The organism is Erythrobacter sp. JB3-1, assembly GCF_057364995.1.
The window spans coordinates 1,096,651-1,121,734 of sequence record NZ_CP200289.1 but is presented as its reverse complement, the minus strand read 5'-3'; the positions used below and the strand labels follow the sequence as shown (position 1 = coordinate 1,121,734).

Annotated in this window: 30 protein-coding genes; 13 read left to right on the top strand and 17 right to left on the bottom strand. The window is 57.5% G+C overall.

The window, feature by feature from the left end:
• Positions 1 to 31: 31 nt before the first annotated feature.
• The 4 genes from rsmG to AC0V6M_RS05280 all read right to left on the bottom strand — a co-directional run bounded on the left by rsmG (position 32) and on the right by AC0V6M_RS05280 (position 4,247).
• On the bottom strand, positions 32 to 673 hold the full coding sequence (rsmG, locus tag AC0V6M_RS05295) for a 16S rRNA (guanine(527)-N(7))-methyltransferase RsmG (protein WP_486137809.1): 642 nt from the start codon (positions 671 to 673) through the stop codon (positions 32 to 34).
• Positions 670 to 2,535: a tRNA uridine-5-carboxymethylaminomethyl(34) synthesis enzyme MnmG gene (gene mnmG / locus AC0V6M_RS05290; RefSeq protein ID WP_486137808.1), complete on the bottom strand. Its 1,866-nt coding sequence runs from the start codon at positions 2,533 to 2,535 to the stop codon at positions 670 to 672. The genes rsmG and mnmG overlap by 4 nt, the downstream gene beginning before the upstream one ends.
• A 121-nt stretch (positions 2,536 to 2,656) precedes the next feature.
• Complete coding sequence (gene mnmE, locus AC0V6M_RS05285; protein ID WP_486137807.1) at positions 2,657 to 3,934, bottom strand: tRNA uridine-5-carboxymethylaminomethyl(34) synthesis GTPase MnmE; 1,278 nt, start codon at positions 3,932 to 3,934, stop codon at positions 2,657 to 2,659.
• A gap of 37 nt (positions 3,935 to 3,971) precedes the next feature.
• On the bottom strand, positions 3,972 to 4,247 hold the full coding sequence (locus tag AC0V6M_RS05280) for a DUF6489 family protein (protein ID WP_486137806.1): 276 nt from the start codon (positions 4,245 to 4,247) through the stop codon (positions 3,972 to 3,974).
• Positions 4,248 to 4,406: 159 nt separating this feature from the next.
• On the opposite strand from AC0V6M_RS05280, the gene AC0V6M_RS05275 reads away from it, so the two are divergent.
• Positions 4,407 to 4,811: a nuclear transport factor 2 family protein gene (locus AC0V6M_RS05275; RefSeq protein ID WP_486139569.1), complete on the top strand. Its 405-nt coding sequence runs from the start codon at positions 4,407 to 4,409 to the stop codon at positions 4,809 to 4,811.
• A gap of 18 nt (positions 4,812 to 4,829) precedes the next feature.
• On the opposite strand, the gene AC0V6M_RS05270 is transcribed toward AC0V6M_RS05275, so the two are convergent.
• From AC0V6M_RS05270 to hemE, 5 genes are all read right to left on the bottom strand, one after another.
• Positions 4,830 to 5,234 (bottom strand): BLUF domain-containing protein, encoded by a 405-nt coding sequence (locus AC0V6M_RS05270; protein WP_486137805.1) that lies wholly within the window; start codon positions 5,232 to 5,234, stop codon positions 4,830 to 4,832.
• Between the two features lie 119 nt (positions 5,235 to 5,353).
• Entirely contained in the window at positions 5,354 to 5,746 is a 393-nt protein-coding gene (locus tag AC0V6M_RS05265; RefSeq protein ID WP_486137804.1) for a BLUF domain-containing protein, read from the bottom strand.
• A 15-nt stretch (positions 5,747 to 5,761) separates the two neighbouring features.
• Positions 5,762 to 7,027 (bottom strand): transcription termination factor Rho, encoded by a 1,266-nt coding sequence (gene rho / locus AC0V6M_RS05260; RefSeq protein ID WP_486137803.1) that lies wholly within the window; start codon positions 7,025 to 7,027, stop codon positions 5,762 to 5,764.
• Positions 7,028 to 7,296: 269 nt separating this feature from the next.
• Positions 7,297 to 7,740, bottom strand: coding sequence for a CopD family protein (locus tag AC0V6M_RS05255; RefSeq protein WP_486137802.1), 444 nt, complete (start codon positions 7,738 to 7,740; stop codon positions 7,297 to 7,299).
• 42 nt (positions 7,741 to 7,782) lie between these two features.
• Positions 7,783 to 8,799 carry a uroporphyrinogen decarboxylase gene (gene hemE, locus AC0V6M_RS05250; RefSeq protein ID WP_486137801.1) on the bottom strand — a complete coding sequence of 339 codons (1,017 nt, stop codon included), beginning with the start codon at positions 8,797 to 8,799 and terminating at the stop codon, positions 7,783 to 7,785.
• 383 nt (positions 8,800 to 9,182) lie between these two features.
• Here hemE and AC0V6M_RS05245 point away from each other — a divergent pair, with 383 nt between their 5' ends.
• The 10 genes from AC0V6M_RS05245 (at position 9,183) to AC0V6M_RS05200 (ending at position 15,834) form a co-directional block, all read left to right on the top strand.
• Positions 9,183 to 10,028: a pyruvate, water dikinase regulatory protein gene (locus tag AC0V6M_RS05245; RefSeq protein WP_486137800.1), complete on the top strand. Its 846-nt coding sequence runs from the start codon at positions 9,183 to 9,185 to the stop codon at positions 10,026 to 10,028.
• Positions 10,025 to 10,627 carry a Maf family protein gene (locus AC0V6M_RS05240; RefSeq protein ID WP_486137799.1) on the top strand — a complete coding sequence of 201 codons (603 nt, stop codon included), beginning with the start codon at positions 10,025 to 10,027 and terminating at the stop codon, positions 10,625 to 10,627. Before AC0V6M_RS05245 ends, AC0V6M_RS05240 begins: the two co-directional genes overlap by 4 nt.
• Entirely contained in the window at positions 10,624 to 11,481 is an 858-nt protein-coding gene (gene aroE, locus AC0V6M_RS05235; protein ID WP_486137798.1) for a shikimate dehydrogenase, read from the top strand. The genes AC0V6M_RS05240 and aroE overlap by 4 nt, the downstream gene beginning before the upstream one ends.
• A complete protein-coding gene (gene coaE / locus AC0V6M_RS05230; protein ID WP_486137797.1) occupies positions 11,478 to 12,077 on the top strand; it encodes a dephospho-CoA kinase in 600 nt (199 codons plus the stop codon). Before aroE ends, coaE begins: the two co-directional genes overlap by 4 nt.
• Positions 12,078 to 12,183: 106 nt before the next feature.
• A complete protein-coding gene (dnaQ, locus tag AC0V6M_RS05225) occupies positions 12,184 to 12,897 on the top strand; it encodes a DNA polymerase III subunit epsilon (RefSeq protein WP_486137796.1) in 714 nt (237 codons plus the stop codon).
• A 63-nt stretch (positions 12,898 to 12,960) separates the two neighbouring features.
• Positions 12,961 to 13,527 carry a ribosome hibernation-promoting factor, HPF/YfiA family gene (gene hpf, locus AC0V6M_RS05220; RefSeq protein WP_486137795.1) on the top strand — a complete coding sequence of 189 codons (567 nt, stop codon included), beginning with the start codon at positions 12,961 to 12,963 and terminating at the stop codon, positions 13,525 to 13,527.
• 130 nt (positions 13,528 to 13,657) lie between these two features.
• Positions 13,658 to 14,119, top strand: coding sequence for a PTS sugar transporter subunit IIA (locus tag AC0V6M_RS05215; protein WP_486137794.1), 462 nt, complete (start codon positions 13,658 to 13,660; stop codon positions 14,117 to 14,119).
• Between the two features lie 7 nt (positions 14,120 to 14,126).
• On the top strand, positions 14,127 to 14,630 hold the full coding sequence (locus tag AC0V6M_RS05210; RefSeq protein WP_486137793.1) for a PaaI family thioesterase: 504 nt from the start codon (positions 14,127 to 14,129) through the stop codon (positions 14,628 to 14,630).
• A 1-nt stretch (position 14,631) separates the two neighbouring features.
• Complete coding sequence (locus tag AC0V6M_RS05205) at positions 14,632 to 14,967, top strand: DUF1491 family protein (RefSeq protein WP_486137792.1); 336 nt, start codon at positions 14,632 to 14,634, stop codon at positions 14,965 to 14,967.
• A gap of 204 nt (positions 14,968 to 15,171) precedes the next feature.
• Positions 15,172 to 15,834, top strand: a complete 663-nt coding sequence (locus AC0V6M_RS05200; protein ID WP_486137791.1) for a cell wall hydrolase — start codon at positions 15,172 to 15,174, stop codon at positions 15,832 to 15,834.
• 154 nt (positions 15,835 to 15,988) lie between these two features.
• On the opposite strand, the gene xth is transcribed toward AC0V6M_RS05200, so the two are convergent.
• The 3 genes from xth to AC0V6M_RS05185 all read right to left on the bottom strand — a co-directional run bounded on the left by xth (position 15,989) and on the right by AC0V6M_RS05185 (position 17,661).
• A complete protein-coding gene (gene xth / locus AC0V6M_RS05195; RefSeq protein WP_486137790.1) occupies positions 15,989 to 16,798 on the bottom strand; it encodes an exodeoxyribonuclease III in 810 nt (269 codons plus the stop codon).
• A 38-nt stretch (positions 16,799 to 16,836) separates the two neighbouring features.
• Positions 16,837 to 17,166, bottom strand: coding sequence for an iron-sulfur cluster insertion protein ErpA (gene erpA, locus AC0V6M_RS05190; RefSeq protein ID WP_486137789.1), 330 nt, complete (start codon positions 17,164 to 17,166; stop codon positions 16,837 to 16,839).
• 63 nt (positions 17,167 to 17,229) lie between these two features.
• Positions 17,230 to 17,661: a CBS domain-containing protein gene (locus tag AC0V6M_RS05185; RefSeq protein WP_486137788.1), complete on the bottom strand. Its 432-nt coding sequence runs from the start codon at positions 17,659 to 17,661 to the stop codon at positions 17,230 to 17,232.
• 166 nt (positions 17,662 to 17,827) lie between these two features.
• Between AC0V6M_RS05185 and AC0V6M_RS05180 the strand changes: the two genes are divergently transcribed.
• Positions 17,828 to 18,142, top strand: coding sequence for a hypothetical protein (locus tag AC0V6M_RS05180; RefSeq protein ID WP_486137787.1), 315 nt, complete (start codon positions 17,828 to 17,830; stop codon positions 18,140 to 18,142).
• A gap of 16 nt (positions 18,143 to 18,158) precedes the next feature.
• Here AC0V6M_RS05180 and AC0V6M_RS05175 read toward each other — a convergent pair whose 3' ends face one another.
• The 5 genes from AC0V6M_RS05175 to AC0V6M_RS05155 form a co-directional block, all read right to left on the bottom strand.
• On the bottom strand, positions 18,159 to 18,578 hold the full coding sequence (locus tag AC0V6M_RS05175) for a (2Fe-2S) ferredoxin domain-containing protein (RefSeq protein WP_486137786.1): 420 nt from the start codon (positions 18,576 to 18,578) through the stop codon (positions 18,159 to 18,161).
• Positions 18,575 to 20,746 (bottom strand): S9 family peptidase, encoded by a 2,172-nt coding sequence (locus AC0V6M_RS05170; protein WP_486137785.1) that lies wholly within the window; start codon positions 20,744 to 20,746, stop codon positions 18,575 to 18,577. The genes AC0V6M_RS05175 and AC0V6M_RS05170 overlap by 4 nt, the downstream gene beginning before the upstream one ends.
• Positions 20,747 to 20,821: 75 nt before the next feature.
• The gene (locus AC0V6M_RS05165; protein WP_486137784.1) at positions 20,822 to 21,328 is read right to left on the bottom strand and encodes a DUF2497 domain-containing protein; all 507 of its coding nucleotides are present in this window, start codon (positions 21,326 to 21,328) and stop codon (positions 20,822 to 20,824) included.
• A gap of 68 nt (positions 21,329 to 21,396) precedes the next feature.
• Positions 21,397 to 22,860 (bottom strand): TolC family outer membrane protein, encoded by a 1,464-nt coding sequence (locus tag AC0V6M_RS05160; RefSeq protein ID WP_486139568.1) that lies wholly within the window; start codon positions 22,858 to 22,860, stop codon positions 21,397 to 21,399.
• Positions 22,861 to 22,896: 36 nt separating this feature from the next.
• On the bottom strand, positions 22,897 to 23,481 hold the full coding sequence (locus AC0V6M_RS05155) for a protein-L-isoaspartate O-methyltransferase family protein (RefSeq protein ID WP_486137783.1): 585 nt from the start codon (positions 23,479 to 23,481) through the stop codon (positions 22,897 to 22,899).
• Between the two features lie 145 nt (positions 23,482 to 23,626).
• Between AC0V6M_RS05155 and fumC the strand changes: the two genes are divergently transcribed.
• The gene (fumC, locus tag AC0V6M_RS05150; protein ID WP_486137782.1) at positions 23,627 to 25,054 is read left to right on the top strand and encodes a class II fumarate hydratase; all 1,428 of its coding nucleotides are present in this window, start codon (positions 23,627 to 23,629) and stop codon (positions 25,052 to 25,054) included.
• Positions 25,055 to 25,084 lie beyond the last annotated feature (30 nt).

Here is a 25,084-nt window from a genome sequence, read left to right as displayed (position 1 = left end):
AACCGAGGCCATTCGACGCCGCGATCTCAACTCACAAACTGACGATGATACCTGCGTCGCGATCGGTCAATGATTGTTCCACGTGGAACTTCCGCCGATTACGAGCTTTTAGTCCCGCCAATTCATCCGATGCAGACCGGCCTTTGGGGAGAACGTAACGGGTATGCGCGGTGCAAAACGGGTGCGAAAGGCGAAGGAGCTTGTCCAGCGGGGCAAAGGCGCGTGCGGTTATCACATTGACGGGAAATGGTTTTATCTTTTCCAAACGCTCACCAACCACGCGGCATCGCTTGAGGTCTAGTTCGCTGACCACACGCTCCAAGAACTCAACGCGGCGGGCCCGAGATTCAACCAAAACCATTGGGATGTTAGGTAACAAGCTAGCCAAAATTATCCCCGGAAAGCCTGCGCCTGTTCCTAGATCGAGCCAAGGAGTTCCGCTGCGGTCTTCGCGTGTTTCACGTGAAACATGCTGTAAGAGCTGTACGCTATCGGCGATATGGCGTTGCCAAAGCTGACTTTCTGAAGGCTTCGAAATCAAATTTTGTTGTTTGTTTTCAGCACGAAGGAGCGTTGAAAAGCGTTCTAATCGCTCGATTGCTGCAGCGTCAGCCCACTCAGCAACAAACGCACGTGCCTGCTCTTCAGTCTCAATGATGGCGCGATCGCTCATGCAGCGGTTTGCCACCGGCGTGCGTAAACCAGCAAAGCCGACAAAGCTGCCGGCGTGACGCCGGGCACACGGCCCGCAGCGGCCAATGTGGGAGGACTGGCAGACGTCAGCCGTTCGATCATTTCTGAAGAGAGCCCGGGAACCTCAGCAAATGGGAAGTCCCCTGCAAGCGCCAGGTTCTCACTGGCACGCAGGTCTCGCAGTTCCGCATCCTGACGCGCGAGATAGGGTTCATAAGCCGCATCCTCAGCCATCTCATCGGCCAGGTCTGCATTCGCATGAAGCGCCTCGGCAAGTTCAGCATCAACCCAAGTGAGCAGGTCTGCAAATTCGACACCGTCATGGCGAAGCCACTCGGAGACGGGCTTTTCGCCGCCATCACGCCGAACCGGTAGGCCTGCGTCTGCCAGATCTTTCGAATGGAGCTTTTGCGCGAACAGAGGCGCCAACACCTCTCGCATAGTTTCACGTTGCTCAAACCAATTCGAACGCTCGTCGCCAACGCACCCAGCATCAGTGCCCAATCCTGTTAGGCGCGTGGAAGCATTGTTCGCCCGCAACCGTAAGCGGTATTCAGCGCGCGAGGTGAGCATCCGATACGGCTCGCTCACCCCTTGCAGGGTGAGATCGTCCACCATCACCGCGATGTAAGAGTTCGCGCGATCCAAGACAGGAGCTTCGCGGTCAGTCTCAGCAGCGGCTGCGTTAAGGCCTGCGATCAGGCCCTGCGCGGCCGCTTCCTCATAACCCGTCGTCCCGTTAATCTGACCGGCGCAATAGAGCCCTGGGATAGCTCGCAACTGAAGATCAGGTGTCAGCGCACGTGGGTCAATGTGGTCATACTCGACGGCATAGCCGGGTTCGACGATTTCCGCGTTAGACAGACCCGCCATTGCCCGAACCATGTCGTGCTGAACATCGACCGGCAGCGAGGTGCTGATCCCATTTGGGTAGACCAGATGCGTGTTGAGGCCTTCCGGCTCCAGGAAAACCTGATGACCGTCGCGATCACCAAACCGGTGGATCTTGTCCTCGATTGAGGGGCAATAGCGCGGGCCCGCTGCATCAATTGCTCCCGAAAACAGCGGAGAGCGATGCAGGTTCGCGCGAATGGCGTCATGCGCTGCTTCCGTGGTCCTTGTGATCGCGCAAAACACCTGAGGGTTTACCCGCTTCTTGGTGAGCGCCGACATAGTCCAGCTCTCATCGTCGGAGGCTTGCTCTGGTAAGGCAGCCCAATCAACCGTGCGCCCGTCGATACGCGGCGGCGTCCCTGTCTTGAGCCGCGCCATTGGCAGGTCGGCGCCGCGCAATTGCTCGGCTAAACGCTGAGCGGAATTTTCACCAATGCGCCCGCCGGTAAATCGCTCTTCGCCGCGAAACAAAGTCCCACCGAGGAAAGTACCGGTGCAAAGGATAACCCGCGGCGCATCCAGCGCCGTCCCATCAGCCAGCTCTAGGCCGACAACACACCCACCCTCTAACCGGAGCGCAGCAGCCTCTCCCGCTATTAACGTCAGATTCGCTTGCGCTTTAACGATCCGTTGGACCTCAGCTTTGAAGAGCACACGGTCAGCCTGAACACGCGGGCCCCAGACGGCGCTACCCTTCGAACGATTGAGCATCCGGTAGTGGATGGCGCCCGCATCTGCTGCGCGGCCAATCACGCCGTCGAGCGCATCGACTTCGCGAACCAGGTGGCCCTTGCCCAACCCGCCAATCGCCGGATTGCAACTCATCGCGCCAATGGCTCCGAGATCGAAGCTGACCAGCCCAGTGCGCGCACCCATGCGGGCCGCCCCACAGGCAGCCTCCACACCGGCGTGACCGCCGCCAATAACCAGGACATCAAAGCTATGCATTCTGCGCCAAATAGGGTGTCACGCCGCTTGGGTCAAAGCTGTTTCACGTGAAACACCGCTCGGTTTGACTGATTTGTTTTGAGGTACGCCACTATCGAAGGTCTTTCTCCGCCGAGAAAGCCTACTTCCCGATGCAGAAGCGCCCAAACAGCGTGTCCAGCATATCTTCCGTAGTTGCACGGCCAATGAGCCTATCAAACGCGCTCCGGGCCTGTCTCAGCTCCTCAGCGCACAATAGCGGATCGCGTTGACCAATCGCTCCGTGCAGCGCCTGAGCAGCGTCTGATAGGACCGAATGCTGCCTCGCGTTCAAAGCCGCTTCACCGGGCTTTGGCAAAGCCGCCCTCGCCGCCGCGACCAGACCCTGTTTTAGCACATCGACACCGGTACCTGTTGTTGCCGAAAGCACGTAATCGGCAGAGGGCTTCGCCTCATAATCATCCGAGTCGCTCTTGGCCGCCACTTCCCAAGCCCCATCCGGGCCTTCGCCTTCAGCCCCAAGCCACAGAACCGTATCCGCCCGTCCAAGCTGTTCACGAGCGCGGTCGATACCAATCCGCTCGATGGCATCCTCACTCTCTTTCCTAAGGCCTGCCGTATCGACGAAATTAAACGGGACACTCGCAATAGCTACGTTGCGCTCAATCACATCACGCGTAGTGCCGGCAATGTCCGACGTTATCGCCGCTTCGCTCTCAATCAGAGCATTAAACAGCGTGGATTTTCCGGAATTGGGCGGCCCGGCGAGCACCACTCGGTAGCCCTCGCCCAGTTTCTCGGCTCGCGCGCGGCTTAGCCACCCATCCAGCTCTTGTGACAACACCTCGATGCCATCGGCAAATTGCGGGGGCAATTCTGACACATCGTCTTCATCCGAAAAGTCGAGCGCTGCCTCCAATTGCGCGGAAAGCCGCAAGACGGATGTGCGCCATGCCTCTACCTGGGCTGAAAACGCGCCGCCTGCCATTTGGATCGCGGCGGCTCTCTGAAGCTCTGTCTCAGCGCTAAGCAGCTCGCCCAGACCCTCCGCTTCGGCCAAATCAATCCGCCCATTGGCAAATGCGCGGCGGGTGAATTCGCCTGCTTCTGCTGCTCGAAGGCCTGGAATCGCCCCTAAAGCATTCGAAACAGCGGCCAAGACCGCCCTGCCCCCATGGCAATGCAGTTCTGCCAAATCTTCGCCTGTCGCCGTCCCTGGCCCGCGGAACCATAAAACGAGTGCCTGATCGAGTGGCCGACCGATCGCGTCTCGCAACGTCGCAAGTGATGCGCGGCGCGGCGTGAACTCACGCCCAGCCAGTTTGCGCAAGGCATCACCTGCTTCAGGACCGCTGATCCTGATGACCCCAATCGCAGCAGGGGGCGCACCGCTGGAGATCGCAAAGATGGTGTCACTCATTCAATGCAGGCCTAGGTAGTTGTTTTCATTCAATGCTTTAGTCGTCTGATTTGTCTTTTTTAGAACGCGACGATCCGCCCATCGTCCCTGCCCGCATGCCATTCTCAACAAAGTTCTGGAACATCTTTAGCCCCATCTGACCCATCGGCGCCAAGGCCTGAGCATATTCCTGCAATTGATCTGGGCTGCTCACGCCCTTCATCGCTTTGGTGATGTTATCGACGTAGGCGTTGTTGGCTTCCGTCACATCGGGCAAGCCCATGAAGCTGCGCGCTTCTTCTGGCGTGCAATCAATCTCAATATTGACCTTCATTAGGTGTTCTCTCCATCCTCACGGGGCTCATCGCCCATGGCATTTATGCTCTGCTTTGCGCTGTAACATTTGGTTTGGCATTGGCGAAGCGCAATGCATAGTATCAACCGGACACCAAACGAAATTAATGATCCCGGGACGCCTTCCGATATGACAAGCATGACCGCCCATGAGGCACTCAAAAAGTGGCATCAAATCGCCGAAAACGGTAGCAAAGCGTCTGAATTAGCCAGCATCATGCGCGACGATGCCGTATTTCACTCCCCGGTCGTGCACACGCCGCAAGAAGGACGTTCAATCGTCGTCGCCTATCTTTCGGCTGCCGGGCAAACACTCGGCAACGCCAGTTTTCGCTATATTCGCGAAGTTGTTAGCGACAACACAGCAGTGCTTGAATTCGAGACCGAAATGGACGGTATCAAAGTGAACGGCATAGACATGATTACCTTCGATGAGGAAGGAAAAATCAAAGATTTCAAAGTTATGGTCAGGCCGCTAAAGGCCGTGAACAAGGTCTGGGAAATGATGGGCGCGCAATTGGCGGCCCAAAAGGCGGCAAGCTGAACGGACGAAACCTCGCGTCTATGCTGCTTTGGCTGAGGCCGTTCCCAAGAAGTCTTCAACAAATGGCAAAATGCCGGCGTGCCGAACGGGTTCTTCCAAGGCCCCAAGACTGGCCGCCCAATCATCATCACTTTGGACGGCAATCCGCTGCATAGCCCAGCGATCAAAATGTGTCCTCTGAACAGATTGATCGCACAACACCTCGATCTTCTCATGGCGAGGATCTTTGCAAATTATTTCAAAGACATCGCTTACCGCATCGCCCGGCCCTTCAAGGACCTGAAAAAACGATCGGCCTGAATATATGAGAAAGCCGCGTAGCTCTTTTGCAGTGTTGTTGCGCACGGACGTCTGGATAATTTCAAACACACCGCCTTCGCCAAGTTCAGGCGTTTGGACACTGCTGTAGATGATTTGACGCACGGCTTCTTTCCCCTTATTTGGGCGCCGAATACCGTCTTAGTGAAAACGATCAGTTAACACAGGTAAAACGGTTTGCCGCTGACAGTGTCTATAAAAACACCAGCTTTGGCAGCCGGAAGTCAGTTCAAAATCGCGAAATTGACGATCAATTTGCGCATTTCAGGCTGCAAATCTTGCGGAAGCTCAGCCTCGAGCAAGCGCTGACGCTCTTCAACAGGTTCTGCGATCAAAATCCGCTTCATCGCCCAATCCGAGCATGACCTCTGAGCAATATCGCGCCGATCAAGCAAGGAAACGCCGGAATGGCGCGGATCATAAGAAATCCGCAGCATCAGATCGACCAGCTCCGCCTCTTCCCCCTCAAGCAGTTGGAGGAAGTTTCGGCCGTTATACAGCAGTAGGCCCGTCACCCCACGCGCGGGATTGTTACGAGTGCTGCTGTTTAAGATCGACTCCACTTCCTCACGCGAAAGGCTCGGCGCGGTGCTGATGTAGAGATATTGCCGCAGCATATCGCCAGCCAGCTTCTATTGGTTCATCGTTTCGAAGAAATCTTCGTTGGTCTTGGAATCCTTCATTTTGTCGAGCAGGAATTCCATCGCATCGACCGTCCCCATTTGCATCAGGATCCGGCGCAGCACCCACATCTTGGAGAGCTTGTCCTTCTCGACCAGCAGCTCTTCCTTACGCGTGCCGGACTTACCAACATCGAGTGCTGGGAAGATGCGCTTATCGGCAACCTTACGGTCCAGCACGATTTCAGAGTTACCGGTGCCTTTGAATTCTTCAAAGATAACCTCATCCATCCGGCTGCCGGTGTCGATCAGCGCGGTCGCGATGATGGAAAGCGAACCGCCCTCCTCAATGTTACGAGCGGCACCAAAGAAGCGCTTAGGGCGCTGTAGCGCGTTGGCATCCACACCGCCGGTCAGAACCTTACCAGAGCTTGGCACGACCGTGTTGTAAGCCCGGCCAAGGCGCGTGATGGAATCGAGCAGGATCACCACGTCGTTCTTATGCTCGACCAAGCGTTTTGCCTTTTCAATAACCATTTCAGCGACTTGCACGTGTCGATTGGCTGGTTCGTCAAAGGTCGATGAGATCACCTCCCCCTTCACGCTACGCTGCATGTCGGTGACTTCTTCCGGGCGCTCATCGACGAGCAGCACCAGAAGGTGCACTTCAGGATGATTGTCGGTGATCGCCTTGGCGATGTTTTGCAGCAGAACCGTTTTACCCGTCCGAGGCGGCGCAACGATCAATGCGCGCTGGCCCTTACCCTGAGGTGAGATGATATCGATCACCCGGGCGGATTTGTCTTTAACAGTCGGATCGGCCTGGTCCAGCGTCAGCTTTTCATCCGGGTAAAGTGGTGTCAGATTGTCAAAATTGGTGCGCATCCGCACCTTTTCGGGGCCTTCAAAGTTGACGCTGGTGAGATCAGTTAGAGCGAAATAGCGCTCCCCCTCTTTCGGCGCGCGAATTTGCCCCTCAACGGTGTCGCCTGTACGCAGGCCCCATTTGCGAATTTGGTTCGGCGAAACATAGATATCGCCCGGACCAGCGAGGTAATTCGCCTCCGGCGAGCGCAAAAAACCAAAGCCGTCCTGCAGCACTTCGATCGTGCCGATCCCCATAATGTCTTCGTTGTATTCTTCGTCCTCAGCGAGCTCGCGCAGAATGCTGAACAGCAGATCTTGCCGGCGCATAGTTGAGGCACTTTCAACGCCCAATTCTTCGGCCATCTGGACGAGTTCAGCGGGGGTTTTCAGTTTTAAGTCTTTAAGATGCATAGTAATTTAGGTTCCGTCTTGGAGATGACCGGCGGGTCAGTGCCTCTTTTGAAAAGAGGTGCCAGATCGCAGATTTGCGAGCAGGCTTGGGCTTGGAGAAAGCAGACCTGATAACGCGATTGCCGCGCCATCAAAGCCGGGTTAATGAATTGCAAAATATGAGAGCGACGCGCTCAGGTCAATTGCCGAATTGCCGCTGGTCTGAAAAAGGCAAGTGTAAGACGCCGGATAAGTCTGAGGAAAACCCGACCAAGCAACAATCGCCGCGCTTAGAACGGCCGCGTGTAGACCAGCACCACGACCACAACGAGGATCAGACCGGGCACCTCACCGAACATGCGCAATTGCTTTTCAGTGAGCGGTCGCTCGCCCCGAGCCATCTTTTTCGTCTGGCCCACCAGCCAGCCGTGATAGCCCGTCAGCACCAGCACCAGAGCCAGTTTCGCGTGGAACCAGCCTTGCGTGAATGCGCTGGTGGAATAGGCCAAAGTCAGCCCCAAAACCCATACTATTATCAGACTGGGGGTCATGATGATTTTGCGCAGCTTGCCCATGCGCTCGGCCCATTTCGCCTCGCCTTCAGAGCCGCTGGCGTGGTCGAGAATGTAGATGCATTGGCGCGGCAGCATGAACAGCCCCGCCAGCCAAAACACCATGAAAATCACATGGCCTGCTTTGAGCCACACGTACATCAACGAAAGAGGATCCTGCATGCAGCCTGTGTAGGGAGACTTGGCGTGAATTTCATCCCCTGATCAGCCCCGAATAGTTTCAAGCAAGCTTTCAACATGCTCGATCGGCGTGAATTGGCCAATGCCGTGTCCCAGATTGAAGACATGCGGACGCTCGGCGAAGGCGCGAAGGATCAACTTTGCTCTTGCGCCAACGGCCTCGCCGCCCGCCTCGAGCAACAATGGATCAAAATTGCCCTGAACCGGCATTCCATCGGGCAAAACCGATTGGACCCAGTCTGGATCCAGCGTCTCATCCAACCCGATCGCATCAACCCCGGTCTCGCGAGCATAGCCGGGCAGTTTCGCACCCGCCCCCTTCGGAAATCCAATAATCGGCGTGTCGGGATGGGATTGCTTCATCGCTGCAACGATCTTCGCGTTCGGCGTGATAACCCAGCGCTCAAACTCATCTGGCGCGAGACTGCCTGCCCAGCTGTCGAACAATTGAACCGCCTCTGCCCCAGCGTCGATTTGGCCGCGCAAATAGCCGATGGTCACATCGATGATCGCGTCTAAGATCGCCTGCATACGGGCCGGATCGCGGTACGCGAGCAAGCGCGCTGGTCCCTGATCTTTGCTACCCTCGCCAGCGATCATATAGGTTGCAACGGTCCACGGACTGCCCGCAAAACCGAGCATGGTGACCTCATCGCTGATCATGCCGCGTGTCAGCCGCACGGTCTCATAGATTGGATTAAATCGCTCTGGTGCCGCAGTGAAATCCTCAAGTTTCGCCTCCAGCAAAGTGGGGCTCAGTTTGGGTCCCTCGCCTGCGAGAAATGCGAGGCCTTGGCCCATAGCATGGGGAACGATCAGAATATCGGAAAACAGGATGGCCCCGTCAAAGCCGAACCGGCGAATGGGCTGAACCGTGATCTCAGCCGCTGCTTCGCTGTCGTAAACAAGCTCCAGAAAACCACCCTTTTCGGCACGCAACTCCCTGTATTCGGGTAAATACCTACCGGCTTGCCTCATCAGCCAAATGGGAACCTTTTCCTGTTTGGTTCCTTTAAGAGTATCGAGCAAAATGCCCGGCATAGAACGGCTCCAATCAATAAATATATATATTTATATAAGGTTTGTAGGAGTTTGTTGGCCCTGTGGAAATCGGGAATTACCAGCCTCTGCCTGATTTCTCCGGCTCTGAACAGACCCAAAGGAGAACGCGAATCTAGGTATTTATGCGGTCAAGCCATTCTTATCCCCGCTCTCCCCAGCCTGTTTAAACTTGCTGTCCCGTGTCGACAAATGGGCAGCCCCAAGCCTGTCACTGGGCATGAATCCCATCCCCGATCTTGTCGACCGTTTTCTCCCGTGGTTTATACCTATGTCTATCAACATGCTCTCGCTGCTGATAAAGCATAGCGACCAAGCAGCATGAAATTGGCACTGCGCCGACCAGGGATCAAACACCAAACGCTATGAACCGGCTGAATCTGCATCTCGTATCGGATTCCACCGGCGAAACCTTGGAGATGATCGCTAAGGCGGCTTTGGCTCAGTTCGATGATCCCGAAGTAAACCGTCACTTTTGGCCTATGGTGCGTTCGCGCAACCATCTCGACCGGATTGTACCTGACCTGGCCAATAATCCTGGCCTGGTCCTGTTCACACTCGTCAATACGGATACCCGCACCCGGCTTGAGGAGCATTGCCGCCAGCTTGGATTGCCAGCGGTTCCTGTGCTGGATGGCGTCACGGCGGCGCTAGAGGCACAATTGGGCGAAGAGGCGCACGGACGCCCGGGCCGCCAGCACCTCATGGATGAGGCCTATTTCAAGCGGGTTGAGGCGATCCAGTTCACCATCGCACATGATGACGGCATTGGCTGGGAAAATTGGGAAGAGGCGGACATTGTCCTGGCCGGGGTCTCGCGCAGCTCAAAGACACCGACTAGCATCTATCTCGCTAACCGCGGCTATAAGGTCGCAAATATCCCACTGGTCGTGGAAAGCCCCCCACCCAAAGCGCTGTTTGGCCTGCGGCATCCCTTGGTCGTCGGCCTTACCACAGCGCCAGAGCGTTTGGTGCAAATCCGGCGCAACCGCCTGCTGTCGCTCAATGAGGGCACAGAGACCTCCTACGTTGATGGCGACCGGGTAAAGGATGAGCTGCAATTTGCCCGCCGGATGTTTGCCGACAATGGCTGGCCCGTGATCGATGTGACGCGCCGCTCGATTGAGGAAAGCGCGGCAGCGATTATTCGACTGGTCCAAGAGCGGGAGCGCCGCGATCGACCGGTTGATGGGACGGCAAAACCGATATGAACGCGCCTTCCCCGAAACTCATATTGGCTTCTAAATCGGCCTCTCGCCGCGCGATGCTCGATGCGGCGGGTGTAGAGTATGATGCGATCCCGGCGAATATTGATGAGCGGGCAGTGGAGCGGTCGTGGAACGGTGATGAGCAAGACCATGTCGTTGCAGGACTGTCCGCGGCAAAGGCGCTGGCGATTGCCTCGAAGACTGATGCAGAGTTTGTCCTAGGTTCGGATTCTCTGGTCATTGTGGAAGGCAAGCGTTTCGATAAACCAACATCGCGAGAAGAAGCGGCAGATCACCTGCGCTTCTTTTCCGGCAAAACGTTAGAACTTTATGCGGGTGCTGCACTCGCCCGAAATGAAACTTTGAAGTGGGACAATTGGGATTGCGCTAGGCTTCAAGTCCGCGATCTCAGTGATTTATTTATCGAGAATTATCTCGACCAAGAATGGCCTGCTGTTTCCGGATGTGTGGGTGTCTTTCGGATCGAAGCAATCGGGGTGCAATTGTTCGACTCAATCGAAGGATCGCATTTTACAATTCTGGGAATGCCTCTGATGCAGGTGCTTTGGGCGCTGAGGCAGTTTGGTGTTATCGAGAGATGAGCATTAAGTATGCCGAGGTGATTGGCGATCCGATTGCGCAGTCGAAATCGCCTCTGATCCATGGGTTTTGGCTTAAACAGCTTGGGATTGAAGCAGATTATCGCTCTCACCGGGTCACCAGCGCTGATCTGGCCAGCTATATCGCTGAGCGCCGCGAGGATCCGGCCTGGCGTGGCTGCAATATCACCATGCCACTGAAACAAGAGGTGATCCCGCTCCTTAACAAGGTGGTGGGTGATGCGCAGAAGATTGGCGCGGTCAATACGGTGTATCGCGGTGACAATGGAGAGCTGATCGGCACCAACACCGATGCGGTGGGCTTTACAGAGCCCCTGCAGGATATTTTGGCCAGCGAGCACCTGTTTCGCATGGCGCGCATCATTGGGACCGGCGGAGCGGCCAGGGCGATCATCACTGCCCTCACCGCGCATGGCTTCACCCTCGTGATCGCCGCGCGCAACCAGGCGAAGGCAAAGCAATTGCTGAAAGAACTACACCCTGAGGGTGAGCATTACATCGCCCCGCTCGATCATTTCGCGGAGCCCACAGACTTTGCCTTTGATGACCGCGACAGGTGCCTTGATCTGGTGGTGAACGCATCACCTTTGGGCATGCGGGGCAGCCCCGAACTGGTGTTTGACTGGAGCCATGCGCCGCCCGGAAGCATCGCCTATGATATTGTCACTGACCCGGTTGAAACCCCGTTTTTGCAGCGCGCGGCCAAGGCAGGATTTCCGACAATTGATGGGCTATCCATGTTGATTGGACAGGCAGCAGCGGCGTTTGAGAAGTTTTTCGGGCAGGCCCCGCCACGCGATCACGATGCACAGCTGCGCGAGGTCATATCTCAGTGAGCAAACCCTTTATCCTCGGCCTCACCGGCTCAATCGGTATGGGTAAGTCGACCGTAGCCGCCATGTTTGAGGCGCAAGGCGTGCCCGTATTCGATGCCGATGCGCAGGTGCGCGCGATGCAGGGCCCCGGCGGATCCTTGCTGCCTGCTATTGAGGCCGCCTTTCCCGGTTCAACTGGCCCAAATGGCGTTGAGCGAGAGGCGCTGGGCAAACTGGTGTTTGCTGAGCCGGAAAAGCTGCGGCAGCTAGAGGGCATTGTGCACCCGGCGGTTGGTCGGAAACGCGCCGAGTTCCTGCAAGACAATGCTGGCGCTCCGCTGCTGGTGTTTGACATCCCGCTCTTATTTGAGGGTGGCGGCAATGAAGCGGTTGATGCCGTTATGGTTGTCTCCGCCCCGGCCGAGACTCAGCGCGAGCGGGTGCTTGCCCGCCCCGGCATGACGGCGGAGAAATTTGAGCACATTCTCGGCCTGCAAGTGCCCGATAGAGAAAAGCGCAAACGCGCCGACTATGTGATCGGTACAGGCACTTCGCTGGAGAAAACTGAGGCGGCGGTGAGCGATTTGATTGCGCAGCTTACCACTAACGCCGCCTGACGCGCCGCGCGCCTTGGACTAACCGCCACCTAATGGCACCAATTTGGGTTAAGCTGCTGCAATTGACCTCTTGCGCCTTCGCAATCTTGGTCCGATAGTACTGCAAATGCGCGAAATCGTCTTTGATACTGAAACCACCGGCCTTGATCCTAAGACAGGCGACCGGATGGTCGAAATTGGCTGTGTTGAGATGGTGGGGCGGGTGCCAACGGGCGCCAGCTATCACGCCTACTACAATCCTCAACGCGATATGCCCCAGGCCGCAGAGGCGGTTCATGGGCTGTCGATTTCTTTCCTCGAGACAAAGCCCTTGTTCAAAGACACGGCGGGCGAATTGCTGGAGTTTCTGGGCGATGCGCCGCTCGTTGCGCACAATGCCAGCTTTGACTTTGGCTTTTTGAACAATGAGCTGGTGCTGATCGGGATGGAGCCGATCTCATTGGACCGGATGGTTGATACGGTTGCACTGGCGCGTAAGAAACACCCTGGTTCCAAGCTGTCATTGGATGCACTTTGCACGCGTTATGGCATTGATCGCAGCCACCGGGTGAAGCACGGGGCGCTGCTCGATGCGGAACTGCTGGCGCAGGTCTATGTTGAGCTAACCGGTGGCCGCCAAATTGGCTTGGGGCTCGCAGCAGACGCAGGATCTGACATGGCAAGCGGCCGGGAAGATGTCAGCGTGCCAGCGGCAGCTTTGGCCGCAGCGGCAAAGCGGCGCGATCGCCGCGAACCGCGCCCGCATGCAGCTACGGCAGGGGAATTGGCGCGGCACAAGGCGTTCGTAGACGAAATTGAAAAGGCAATCTGGGCGCGTTGAGTTCTCTCACATCATAACGCGCGTAGTGCATTTGGGTCGAAAACAACAAAGGAGACAGCCACAATGGATATCCGGGTTTCAGGGCATCAAGTGGAAACTGGCGCGGCATTGCAGGAGCATGTCGAAGACCGTTTAGGCGGCATCGTCGATAAATATTTCGACCGAGCGATCTCCTCTCATGTCACTTTTGGCAAAGCGCCAGGCGGCGCATTCTCATGCGACATTGTGACGCATGTGATGCAGGGCCTGATCCTGAAGGCTCGGGCGGATGCGCATGACGCCCACCAAGCGCTGGATAATGCCGCGGCCAAGATTGATAAGCAGCTGCGCCGCTACAAACGCCGTCTCAATGACCGGCATGAACAAGCCGACCATGCGAAGCGTGAAGAAGAGGCGGCCTACACTATCTTTGCTGCCTCCGAAGAGCCCGAAGAAGAGGTTGTGGCGGACGCGCCGCTGGTGGTCGCAGAAACCAGCACAGACATCCCATCTTACAGCGTAGCGGACGCTGTTATGATGCTGGATTTGCGCGATACGAACGCATTGTTCTTCAAAAATGCTGGCACTGAGAGGCATAATATGGTTTATCGACGCTCAGATGGCTCAATCGGTTGGGTTGAGCCGCGATAGGGCAGCGCAGCACACCTGCTGACAGAATTGCCCCTTCATGACCGCAGGAGAAACGCCGCGCAGAACAGCGGCAACCCCAGTGATGTGGTTATGACATGCGAGTGACTGAATTAGGATCACGATTTTTGCGATGGATGTAAATCTGAGATTGCTGCCCGAGGCGGTTGCCTCGGCTCGTTTGGAAACGCGCCAGCAAGTCCTGAGCCAGATTGCCGAGATGTTCTCGGAGGTTCATGGGCTTGATCGTGTGGATATCCTAGAGCGTTTGGAAGAGCGTGAGGCGCTTGGTAGCACCGGCTTTGGTCGGGCTGTCGCGATTCCGCACTGCCGCTCCTCTGAGGTCAAGCGCCCCACTGTTGTTTTGCTACGCCTGGAACAGCCCGTCGATTTCGCTGCGGCTGATGCCATGCCTGTCAGCCTGATTTTCGGCCTGGTATCGCCAGAAGATGCGGGCGCGACTCACCTGCATGCTTTGGCGACTATTTCGCGGTTGATGCGCGATGATGCGATCCTAGATGCTGTGCTAGAGGCGCCGGATGCTGACGCGCTCTATTCTGTTCTGACCAACCAATTCCTGCGTGATGCCGCCTGAGGATCATATGAGTGAGCCTGCGACGGGTTCGGGCGCAGAGGCTTCTTCGGGAGGCGCTGAGCGCCATTACCGCGCGCTCGAAGGGCTGTATAACTCAGCCCCGATCAACGCTAAGTTCGCCTCTAAGCTTGCGATTGTCGAAGAAGGACGCTCGCGCCTTACCTTCACCATCACCGACGATGTGTTTCACGCCGCAGGCGCGGCCCACGGCACGATCTATTTCAAAATGCTCGATGATGCGGCCTTTTACGCGGCCAACACGCTGGCAACCGACCGCTTTTTGCTCACGACCAGCTTCAACCTGCATTTCACCAAGCCTGTGCGGACGGGCGAAGTTGTGGCTGAGGGGCGCTGGGTCAGCGGAAAGCGCCGGGTGTTTGTCGCCGAATCGCGGCTGGTCGATGCAGAGGGCGATGAGATTGGCCGCGGCACGGGCACATTTATGCGCTCGCGGATCGCGCTGTCCAGCCTGCCTGGCTACACTTCTGACCAGGACAGCTCAGGTCAGTAAAATGGACGCGCGGCTGCCCGCCCATATCGAAATCACCGGTTTGATCCGCGCTGCCGAGGCTGAAGGCGGCACGGCAATGGTCCTTTCGAAGGGAGAGAGGGACGCTGGAACGATCCTCGTGGTAACCATGTATCGCGGTGAAAACGCAACACTTTATGAGCGGATGCCGCAGCTAGACGGGTCACGCTCTTTCGTTGCGACAAAGGTTCAAAATATTGAAAAACCTTATGAATTTACCGAATACTTGGATCGGCGAGGCGCGCAAGACCCCGATAATTGGATCCTAGAGGTGGACGTCGCGGACCCGGAACGCTTCGTCGCATCCAACCTCCATTAACTTGACATGGTTGCAGCTGTGACTATTTGCCCCGACAGCTTCCAAGAGCGTAGGCGGTTTGACGCGGCGATACGGCCGGCGGACCAGCACGCAGACGGGGGGCAGCCGGTAGGCACACTAGACCCCTCTCTTAATCCGCGAACACACTCGCAACAGGTCTAAGCCTGCGTCGGAGCTTGCTCACCGCACAGAATGTGATTGTTCATGAGTCGTAAGACTTATTCTTTGAGTGCAGCCGCGGTTGTCGCGATTGGCACCATCAGTTTCTCCAGCGCCGACATGTCCGGTGCTGTCGCTCAGGAAAGCGACGCCGAAGTGGTGTCCGTTCCTGAGGTCGCTGAGAGCAGCGAGGCCGTCTTCATTTCGCAGGAGGTGGTTCAACCACTGGCCGCTGAGACACTGGAAGACGACGACAAAGCTTCTTTGATCCCTCAAGCGGCACCAACAGCGGACTCGTTGCGCCAGCTTGTCGGTCAAATCGATACCACTGGCACACTATCCGAAGAACTGCGCTGCCTCGCTGGCGCGGTTTACTTCGAAGCGCGCGGTGAACCACTTGCTGGCCAGCTCGCCGTTGCAAAGGTTGTAATGAACCGCGCAGATGATCGCCGCTTCCCGGCAAGCTATTGCGGCGTTGTATACCAGCGTGCGCAATTCTCCTTCGTAAAGGGCGGACGGATGCCAAACATTCGCACCGGTACCGCTGCATGGAAGCGCGCCAAAGCGATCGCTCAAATCGCGCATGACGCGATGTGGGAGTCCGAAGCGGACGATTCGCTCTATTTCCATGCGAAATATGTGCGCCCCTCATGGAGCCGCAAAAAGACGCAGCGCGCCTCGATCAACACCCATATTTTCTACCGGTAGTTTGATCTTCAAAAATTTAGCAGGCCCTCGCTAGAAACAGCGGGGGCTTTTGTTTTGGAGAACCACCGCCACGTGCGCCCTCCATCCTTCCCCCGGAGCCTACCGGACACTATTCCGGGCGGAAGGGTGGAGGGCGCGGGTGGCGAGGTCGAGGCTAAACCAAACTGGCCCAGACAGGCGCATGATCGCTGGCCTTCTCGCGCCCGCGATGTTCCTTATCGACGCCCACAGCACTTAGGCGATCCGCCATCTCCGGCGAGAGCAGGATATGGTCGATCCGGAAGCCATGGTCGCGTTGCCATGCGCCGGCTTGATAGTCCCAATAGGTCCACACGCCGCCGCGCGGATTAAGCGTGCGCACCGCATCGGTCCAGCCATCGCCCAGCAATCTGGCATAGGCGGCGCGCGATTCCGGCTGCATTAGAGCGTCGCTGGCCATTGCTTTGACCGCGAACACGTCATCATCCTCTGGGATCACGTTGTAATCACCCAGCACCGCAGCAGGGACTTCCTCAGCCCAGATTTCGCCCATGCGGGCCCGCAGTTTTTCCATCCAGGCCAGTTTATAGTCGAACTTCGGCCCGGGCAGCGGATTGCCATTTGGCAGATAGAGACACACGATCCGGGTTGTGCTTCCGTCCTTGTCCGTTATGTCGGCCTCAAGATAGCGCGATTGCTCGCCCTCGCCGTCCTTTGGGCCATCAATGCCGAGGCCGCGCTGCACTTCCTTTGGCGGTTCATAGCCGGCTTTGCCATCGGTCAGGATAGCAACGCCGTTGAAGCTCTTCTGGCCATGCCAGATGGCGTGATAGCCCAGCTCTTCAAACTCGCTCGCTGGAAAGCCTTCATCCTGGCTTTTGATCTCTTGTAGACAGGCCACAGAGGGGCGTGTTTCAGCGAGCCATTCCTTTAGGCGCGGCAGGCGGGCTTTGATCCCGTTGATATTGTAGGTAGCGATTTTCATGAAAGCCGTAATGGCCCAAAGTGCCGCGCGGGTCTAACTCAAATCCCGAAGCTGGAGCCGCAGCCGCATCCGGCCGCCGCATTGGGGTTTTCGACCTTAAATGCCGCTCCGCCCAGTGATTCGACGAAATCCACCACGCTGCCGCCGACAAGATCAAGGCTGACCGGATCGACGACCAGCTTCACGCCGTCTGTCTCGCTCACGCTGTCGTCATTGTCAGGCGCATTAGCCAAATCAAACTTGTACTGAAAGCCAGAGCATCCCCCACCCTCGACGGACAGGCGCAGAATAGCGGGCGCTTTCTGCTTCTGCGCGATCAGCGCAACGCGCTTCGCAGCGGAAGGTGTGAGTTTGAGTGTTTCGGCCATTATATGTTCAATTTAGGCGGCCTTGCCCCATTCCTCAAGCACTACCGGGCCACCGGCCCTGTATTAGCTGGTTTGGATATAGGTCCGCAGAGCCTCTGCCTCGTGTTCAACCTCGTCAATTTTGCTCTTCACTAGGTCGCCGATGGAGATGAAGGCGCACAGCGCGCCGTTGTCGATCACTGGGAAATGGCGGAACCGCCGCCGGGTCATCAGCGCGAGGGCATCGTCGATTGTTGTCGAAGGCTCAACCGTCACCGCAGGTGAGGTCATGATTTGTCCAACCGTTCTGCTGAGACAGTTCGCACCTTCTTCCGCCATGCGGTAAATCACGTCTCTTTCGGAAAGAATCCCGGCGACCGCGCCATTATCGAGCACTGGCAAGGCCCCGATCTTTTTGCCTGCCAGCATCGCCACTGCTTGCGAGACCGGCGTATCAACATTGCAGGCAATGATATCCGAAGCGGATCGGTTGGGTATGATTTTGGCGATGGTCATGTTGCGCGGCCTCCTGTGACGACTTGCAAAACATGCCACTTGAATCGCAAAAAAGCGAATCTGGTGTGTCACTTAGGGCGCGGGAAAGGCGTGAGCCGCCTCAAACAGCCTTCAGGTCCACCGCAAGCCTATTGAATCCTCCCCGGCCCCGGCGCATGTGGGGGCCATGGTCAACAAATCCCCGCTCGACGATCCAGAAAACGCCGCTTACGCTTGGGCGCGCTATCGCCGCATCATGCGTTTGCTGATGGGGGTGACGATTGGCGTCGTGGTGATCGCGCTGGCGCTCTTGTATAAGTTCAACGGCGCAATTTCTGTCCATTTTTACATCGCGGTGGCGCTCGGCATCAGCTTCACGATGCTACTCGGCGGCGGGCTGATGGGGCTGGTGTTCCTGTCCAATGGGACGGGGCATGACGAATCGGTCGACAACAAACTGCCCGATCCTGATGAGCTGTGGGGCAGACGCGACGAGGATTGAGCGCTAGCTCAGCTGGCTAAACCACGCGCGGTGCTGGCTGCAGGCGGAATTCTTCGACTGGCTCTCCGCCGATCAGATGCTGAGTGATGATCCGCTCCAATACGGCTGGCGAGCAGGAGTGGTACCAGACCTCATCCGGCCACACGACGGCAATTGGCCCGTGGGAGCAGATCTGCAAACAATCGGCTTTGCTTCGCTGAACACCGCCGCCCGGCCCGCGCGGATGCTCTGACGTACGCTTGGGTCCGATCAGGCCAAGCTCTTTCATCCGCGTTTTCAAGAAGGTCCAGGCTTCCTCGCCTGCCTCTGGTGAGCAGCACTTTTGCTTTTCGCTGAGCGCGCACAGGAAGATATGACGCTCAGTCTCAGCACCGTATTTCTTGGACAACGCGGTTTGCGCCGCGAGCAGGCTCAGTTCGTTCGGGCTTTCCGTCATTCTTTGACTGTCTCGACGTTCTGCACCAGCCATTGGTCGAGCCAATTGAACACGGTGCCATGCCATTGCAGCGAGTTTTCAGCGCCCAGAACCCAGTGGTTCTCATCCGGGAACACCAGCAATTGTGAGGGGATGCCGCGCTCTTGCAGCGCGGTGAAGCTCTGCAGGCCTTGGCTGTACGGCACCCGGTAGTCTTTCTCACCCGTGATCACGAGCATCGGCGTTTGCCATTTATCGACGTGATTGACGGGGTTCCAGCGCTCATAGGTTTCGCGCGCTTCGCTGTATGATCCGCCGAAATCCCAGCGGGGGAACCACAATTCTTCCGTAGAGTAATAGAAGCTGCGCATGTCGAACAGGCCGTCATGCTGGATCAGGCAACTGAAGCGATCTGGCCAATTTCCAGCGATCCAATTGACCATATAGCCGCCGTAGCTCGCGCCCATGGCGCAGGCATTGCCGCCATCGATTTGACGGTCGAGTTTCAGCGCTGCTTCAAGGCCCAGTTGCAAGTCTTCCAGTGGTTTCCCACCCCAATCCTTGTTGATCGCATCCATGAAGTCCTGGCCATATCCTGCGGATCCATGGAAATCGACCGAGATTACTGCGTAGCCCTGGCTTGCAAGAACGCGCGGGTTCCAGCGGCTGGACCATCCATCGCGGAATGTGCCCTGCGGGCCGCCGTGGATGTAGAGGATCGCCGGGATGGGGCCGGTCTGCTGCTCCAACCGGGTGATCTGGCCCCAGACAGTCTCACCGCCTGCACCGGGAAAGCTGAAACGCGTGGTCACCGTTGATGCCATCTTGCCCGTGCGGGTGGTGGCGACATCGGTCAGTGGCCGGGCCTGCCCATATCCGTCTGAAAGGAACAATTCCGCAGGCGCGCCAATCGAATCGCGCGTGAACAGCAAACGGTTATCGGGCAGCGGCGTGACATTGCCGATATGCGCCTCATTGCCGGCCATCAGATCAAGCTTTTCGACCACGCCGGTCTTTGGATCGATCCTGAACACAGGGGTGTCGAGAACATCGGCGGCGGTGGCTAGAATGGCTTTGCTGTCTGGCGTCCAGGATAACCCGCCAAAGCTGCGATCATAGTCCTGAGTGAGTGCGCGGGTCTCGCCGGTCTTGAGATCGCGAAGATGCACGACCGTGCAGTCAGATTCGTAGCCTGGCCGCGCCATGGCGACATAGGCCAGATATTTGCCATCAGGCGATGGCACCGGGCCGGTATCGACCGCTTGGTTTGCGGCGGTCAGCTCGCTTGGCGCTCCGCCCGAAAGGTCAGAGAAATAGATGTCGAGATCGGTCGAGGCGGGCTCTGCCGCGCCGCTCTTTCGGGCAACGAAATAAATGCCCGACCCGTCCGGCGTCCAGACAATATCCTCGCCCCCGCCAAACGGCATAGTGGGCGTGTTGCCGGTGAGACCGGTTTCCGGATCAATGCCGTCAATCGGAACGCCGCCGATTACCTGTCCACGGTGAATATCGAATACGAACACGCGGTTATAGGTGCCCGGCGTCGACCAAGTGTCCCAATGGCGGAAGAACCCTCCATCGCCCTCGTAGAGCCTACCAGTGCCCGGTCCGGGCAGATGGGCTTCACCATCACCTTCGCAGCCAAATGTCGGACAATCACGAGCGATTGGTGCCCACAGCGCGATCCGGTCGCCATCGGGCGACAGTTTGAAGCCGTGAATATCGGCGAGCGGCATGTCGGCGACCAAACTCGGGCCAGTGACATTGCCATCAGCCTTTAGTGCGACCTTCCATACGCGGCTGCGCTCTTCCTCGCTTTCGTCTGTGTGCTCAGAGGAGAGAAAATAGAGGTTGTCGTCGGAGCCGAAGGCGAGCGAATTGGCCGAGAGCCCTAGCTCCAGAGAAACAGGAGCCTTGCCCGGCTCTTTCAGGTCCAGCAGGTAGAGGCTCGGCGTGCGCTCAAAACTCTCCGGATCGGTGCTCGTGACCTGGTAAATCGCAAAGCGCCCATCATTCGTCACGATCGGCCCGCCAAGACGCGGCGTAGAGATTAAGTCCTCCGCCGACATAGGGGCGGTTTCCACTCCCGGAATGACCTTGGCATGGTCATCAGCGGCGGCGGGCGAATGCGTGAAGAGAGCGATGCAAAGCGCAGCAAAAGCGGCGCTGCTGGGCATGAATTTCGTCATGGACACGGGGCCTAACGCCTCGCTTCGTCTCTGGCTAGAGTTTCACGCGCGGCGAAGCGCGCGCAGACGCACAAATTAGCCGCGCTTGCCAGCGATCCGTGCGATTTCAGCTTGGACGAGCTTCTCAACGATTCCGGGCAGGTTTTTCTCAAGCCATTCGGCCAGCATTGGACGCATCAGATCGCGGGTCAGCCCCTCGAGTGAGGTCTCGCCAGAGCGAACGATCTGCGGCTGAGCGCCGGGCTCGGCCAGCATGGCCAAGGCTTCCAGGTTTTCGCGCATTGCGCCGCGCACGGCCTCATTGGTCGGCTGCGGATCGTGATCTTCGCTTTGGCTGGCGCTCAGCAAAAACTCACCATCGTCGCCCGCCTGATCATCGGCATCCACGTCTTCAACAAATTCCATTTCTGCCAAGTCGAGCACTTCGTCAGCGTCTTCAGCAACAGTGGCTGTATCTGCGCGCTCAGCCTCTTCCTCGCGCCGACGGCGCGCTTCCAGCGCACCTTCGCGGTTGTCGCGGGCGATCACCTTCTTGATTGATTCGAGGATTTCCTCGACCGAAGCTTCGTTATCTTGCGCCATTTTGTGCTCGTAGCTCGCTGATACTGTTAACTAAGTTTCAGACGCAGTTACGGATAGTTAGCCGCGTGTCAATTGACTTCGTCTGAATCCAATGTGGGCCCGATTGTCGCGTCGGCTGCCGGAATGTCAACGGTTCTGGTCGAATTTGGCGAAGGTTCTGGGTCGCGGTCAAAGTCCCAGATCTTACCGCGCACCCGCTCATAGTTAACTTGCGGATCGTAAAGCACACCGCCAGTATCCAGGTTAAGATCGCGCGCTTCGGCCTGCCCCATCAAGGCGAGCAGGGAGAAGCCAGCGACATAGGCGTTGCGCCGTGCGGTCACCAATTGCGCTCGGGCAGAGAGCAATTCCTGTTCAGCATTGAGCACATCGAGGATTGAGCGATTGCCAATCGAATTTTCCGCTTTCACGCCTTCCAGGCTGAGCTCAGCAGCCTCTACGGCCACTTGCGAGCTTTCGATCACCGCGTTGGCGGCCTGCCAATTGGAATAGGTTGAGCGGGTTTCCTGGATGACGCTGCGTTCAGAGGCGATCACCGCCTCTAGGGCCGATGTCTCGCGGGCGCCCGCTTGACGTTGCCGTGCGGCGGTCTGTCCGCCCTGAAAGATCGGGATCGTGACCCGGACGCCGACATTTGCGGTCTTCTCGCTTTGTGAAAAGTCGGATGAAACCGGACCGCCGAGTGTTCCGAAGAAATCGCTATAGTCGCCATTGGCGAACAGGCCGACGGTGGGAAGACGCCCGGCGCCAGCAACCTCAGTATCGTATCCAGCAGCCTCAGCGCGTTCTTTCGCGGCGATCAGATTGGGGTTGTTCTCAAGCGAGGCTACGATGGCCTCTCCAACATTCTGAGGTAGTCCAGGCAGCGGCGGCGGCGCCATCAGCGTGCCGGGCGCTTTGCCAACCAATTGGAGATAAACCTCGCGCGCGGAGATGACATTGGCCTCGGCCAGTCTCAGATCGCCTTCGGCCAGCGCCAGCCGCGATTGCGACTGTGCGACGTCCGTGCGGGTCAGATCGCCGATCTCAAAGCGGTCGCTGGTCGCCTCGAGATTGATGCGCAGCACTTCGACCTGATTGGCACTGAGCGCAACCAGCGATTCGGTGCGCAGTACATCCATATAGGCGGCAACGACTTGGCTGAACACGGTGCTCTCGGTGTTTCGCAAAGTGGCTTGGCCAGCGGCCACTCGCTCTTTCGCGGCGCGCACCGCATTGCGCACTGCACCGCCGGAATAGACCGGGACGAGCAATGCCGCATTGACGCCAAGGTTGCGTTCCGGCGCAGTAAACGAGTTGGCGGAGCGGCGCACAAACTCGATATGCGTCGCTGTTACTGTCGCGGTGGGCAATCCGTTGGCGCGATTGATTGGCACGTCTTCATCGGTCGCGCGCTGATCGGCTCGTGCGCCTTGCAGCGTGGGGTTGGTGTTATAGGCTTCTACCAAGGCATCGCGCAGCGTATCCGCCTGTGCCGGCACAGCTATCGCCCCGGCGGCGAGCGCTGCAGCAATACTGGCCAGAGAGCTCATTCGGCGGATGTTGGGCAGGCGCGCGCGTGTCATGCGTTAAAAGCTCCAGCTTTTCGCTTGGTCAAATTCGTGCAGGACCGGGATCCCGATATCGTGCACCGCTTGCAGGGTAACTGCACCAGCCACTTTGCGGCCCGATGCGATCCGGGTGATGCCGTTCTCAACGATACCGGTAACGATCCGGCCATTTTCCGCGAGGCGTTTGGCAAGCCCATCTGGCAAATGCTCAATCGCGCCATCGACCACGACCAGCGAGAATGTCTTGCGCGAATTCTTGGCCAAAGCCTCTTCGGCGGTGATTTGCTGCACGTCTGCTACCAGCGGTCCGATTAGCTCCGCAAAATATTGCGTTCCGCATTCGACCACCAGAACGCTGTCGTTCTTGGTCGGTGCGGCCTCGGTCAGCATCATCCCATGCACGACCGGCGATGAGAGATAGCGGCCATCGCCCAGCGGTACTGCGCGGTCCATATAAGCAATGGGACGCGCCTCAGCCGGCACGAAATTCTCGCGCGGCACGGCATTCATGCGCGCCAGCACATATTCTTCATTCACGCCGCTGGTCCGCAGCTGACTGTCAATCATAGCCTTGCGGGCGACAGGTGCATTTAACTCAGTCATGTTCACTCCACGAGAGCTGTATTACTCCAGCAATACAGCGCGTCAAGACGTTTAGCTGTTCGCACCGCTAGCGCCAAGGGCTTTGACGTTCACGATTAGCAGTGCTTATGGGAGCCTAAAATAGACCGAATGGAGTATGTCTTCGATGAGCGACGTTAAAAATATGGGTGCAGCAGGGGAAGGCGCAGTGCGCGTTGAGACCGATTCGCTCGGTGAGGTCTCTGTTCCGGCTGACAGCCATTGGGGCGCGCAAACCCAGCGCAGCCTCGCAAACTTCGCAATTGGCGATGAGATTATGCCTGCGCCGTTGGTAAAGGCGTTGGGTATTCAGAAGAAATCCTCAGCGCTCGCCAATATGGAGCTGGGCGTGCTCAATGCAAAACTGGGCGAGGCGATCGTCGCGGCGGCTGATGAAGTGATTGATGGCACTTTGGCCAATCAATTCCCGCTTTCTGTCTGGCAAACCGGCTCTGGCACGCAGAGCAATATGAACGCCAATGAAGTGATCGCCAGCCGCGCGAATCAAATTCTAACCGGTCAGCATGGCGGCAAAGAGCCGGTTCACCCCAATGACCATTGCAACATGGGCCAATCCTCAAACGATACCTTCCCCACGGCGATGCATATTGCCGCGGCGAGCGAAACGGTGGAGCAGCTCATACCGGCGCTCGGAGCGCTTCACACTGCGCTTGACGCCAAGGCTCAGGCGTTCGCGGATATCGTCAAGATTGGCCGCACACACTTGCAAGACGCCACCCCGCTGACCTTGGGTCAGGAATTCTCAGGCTACGCGAAGCAGGTTGAATATGGCATCGCCCGGCTCGAAAACGCTCTGCCGCGCGTTTTGGAACTCGCCCAAGGTGGGACTGCGGTCGGGACCGGGATCAATTCTAAGGCCGGCTTTGCGGAGAAATTTGCGGCTCATGCAGCGAAATTGACCGGGCATGATTTTGTAACCGCAGCGAACAAGTTTGAAGCTCTGGCGGCGCATGATGCGCTGGTGGAGCTCTCTGGTGCGCTGAACTCAATCGGCGTCAGCCTGATGAAAATCGCCAATGACATTCGCCTGCTCGGCTCTGGCCCGCGTAGCGGACTTGGCGAAATTGCCCTGCCAGCGAATGAGCCAGGCTCTTCGATTATGCCGGGCAAGGTCAACCCGACTCAGTGCGAGGCGCTGACCATGGTCTGCGCTCAGGTGATGGGCAATCACACGACGGTTAGCATCGCGGGATCGAACGGGCATTTGGAGCTCAATGTCTTCAAGCCGGTCATGATCTACAATGTGCTGCAATCGATTCGTCTGCTGGCCGATTCGGCGCGCAGCTTTACCGATAATTGCGTGACCGGGATCACCGCGAATACTGATCGGATCGATAAGCTGATGAACGAGAGCCTGATGCTCGTTACCGCGCTCAATCCGCATATCGGCTATGACAATGCGGCCAAAATCGCGAAAAAGGCTCATGCTGATGGCACGACTCTGAAGGAGGCGGGCATGGAACTTGGCCTGCTTACCGAAGAGCAATTTGCGCAATGGATCGTGCCTGCGGAAATGATCAAGCCAAGGGCATAGTGATTGCGCTGTCGCGGGAACTCTGGTCCG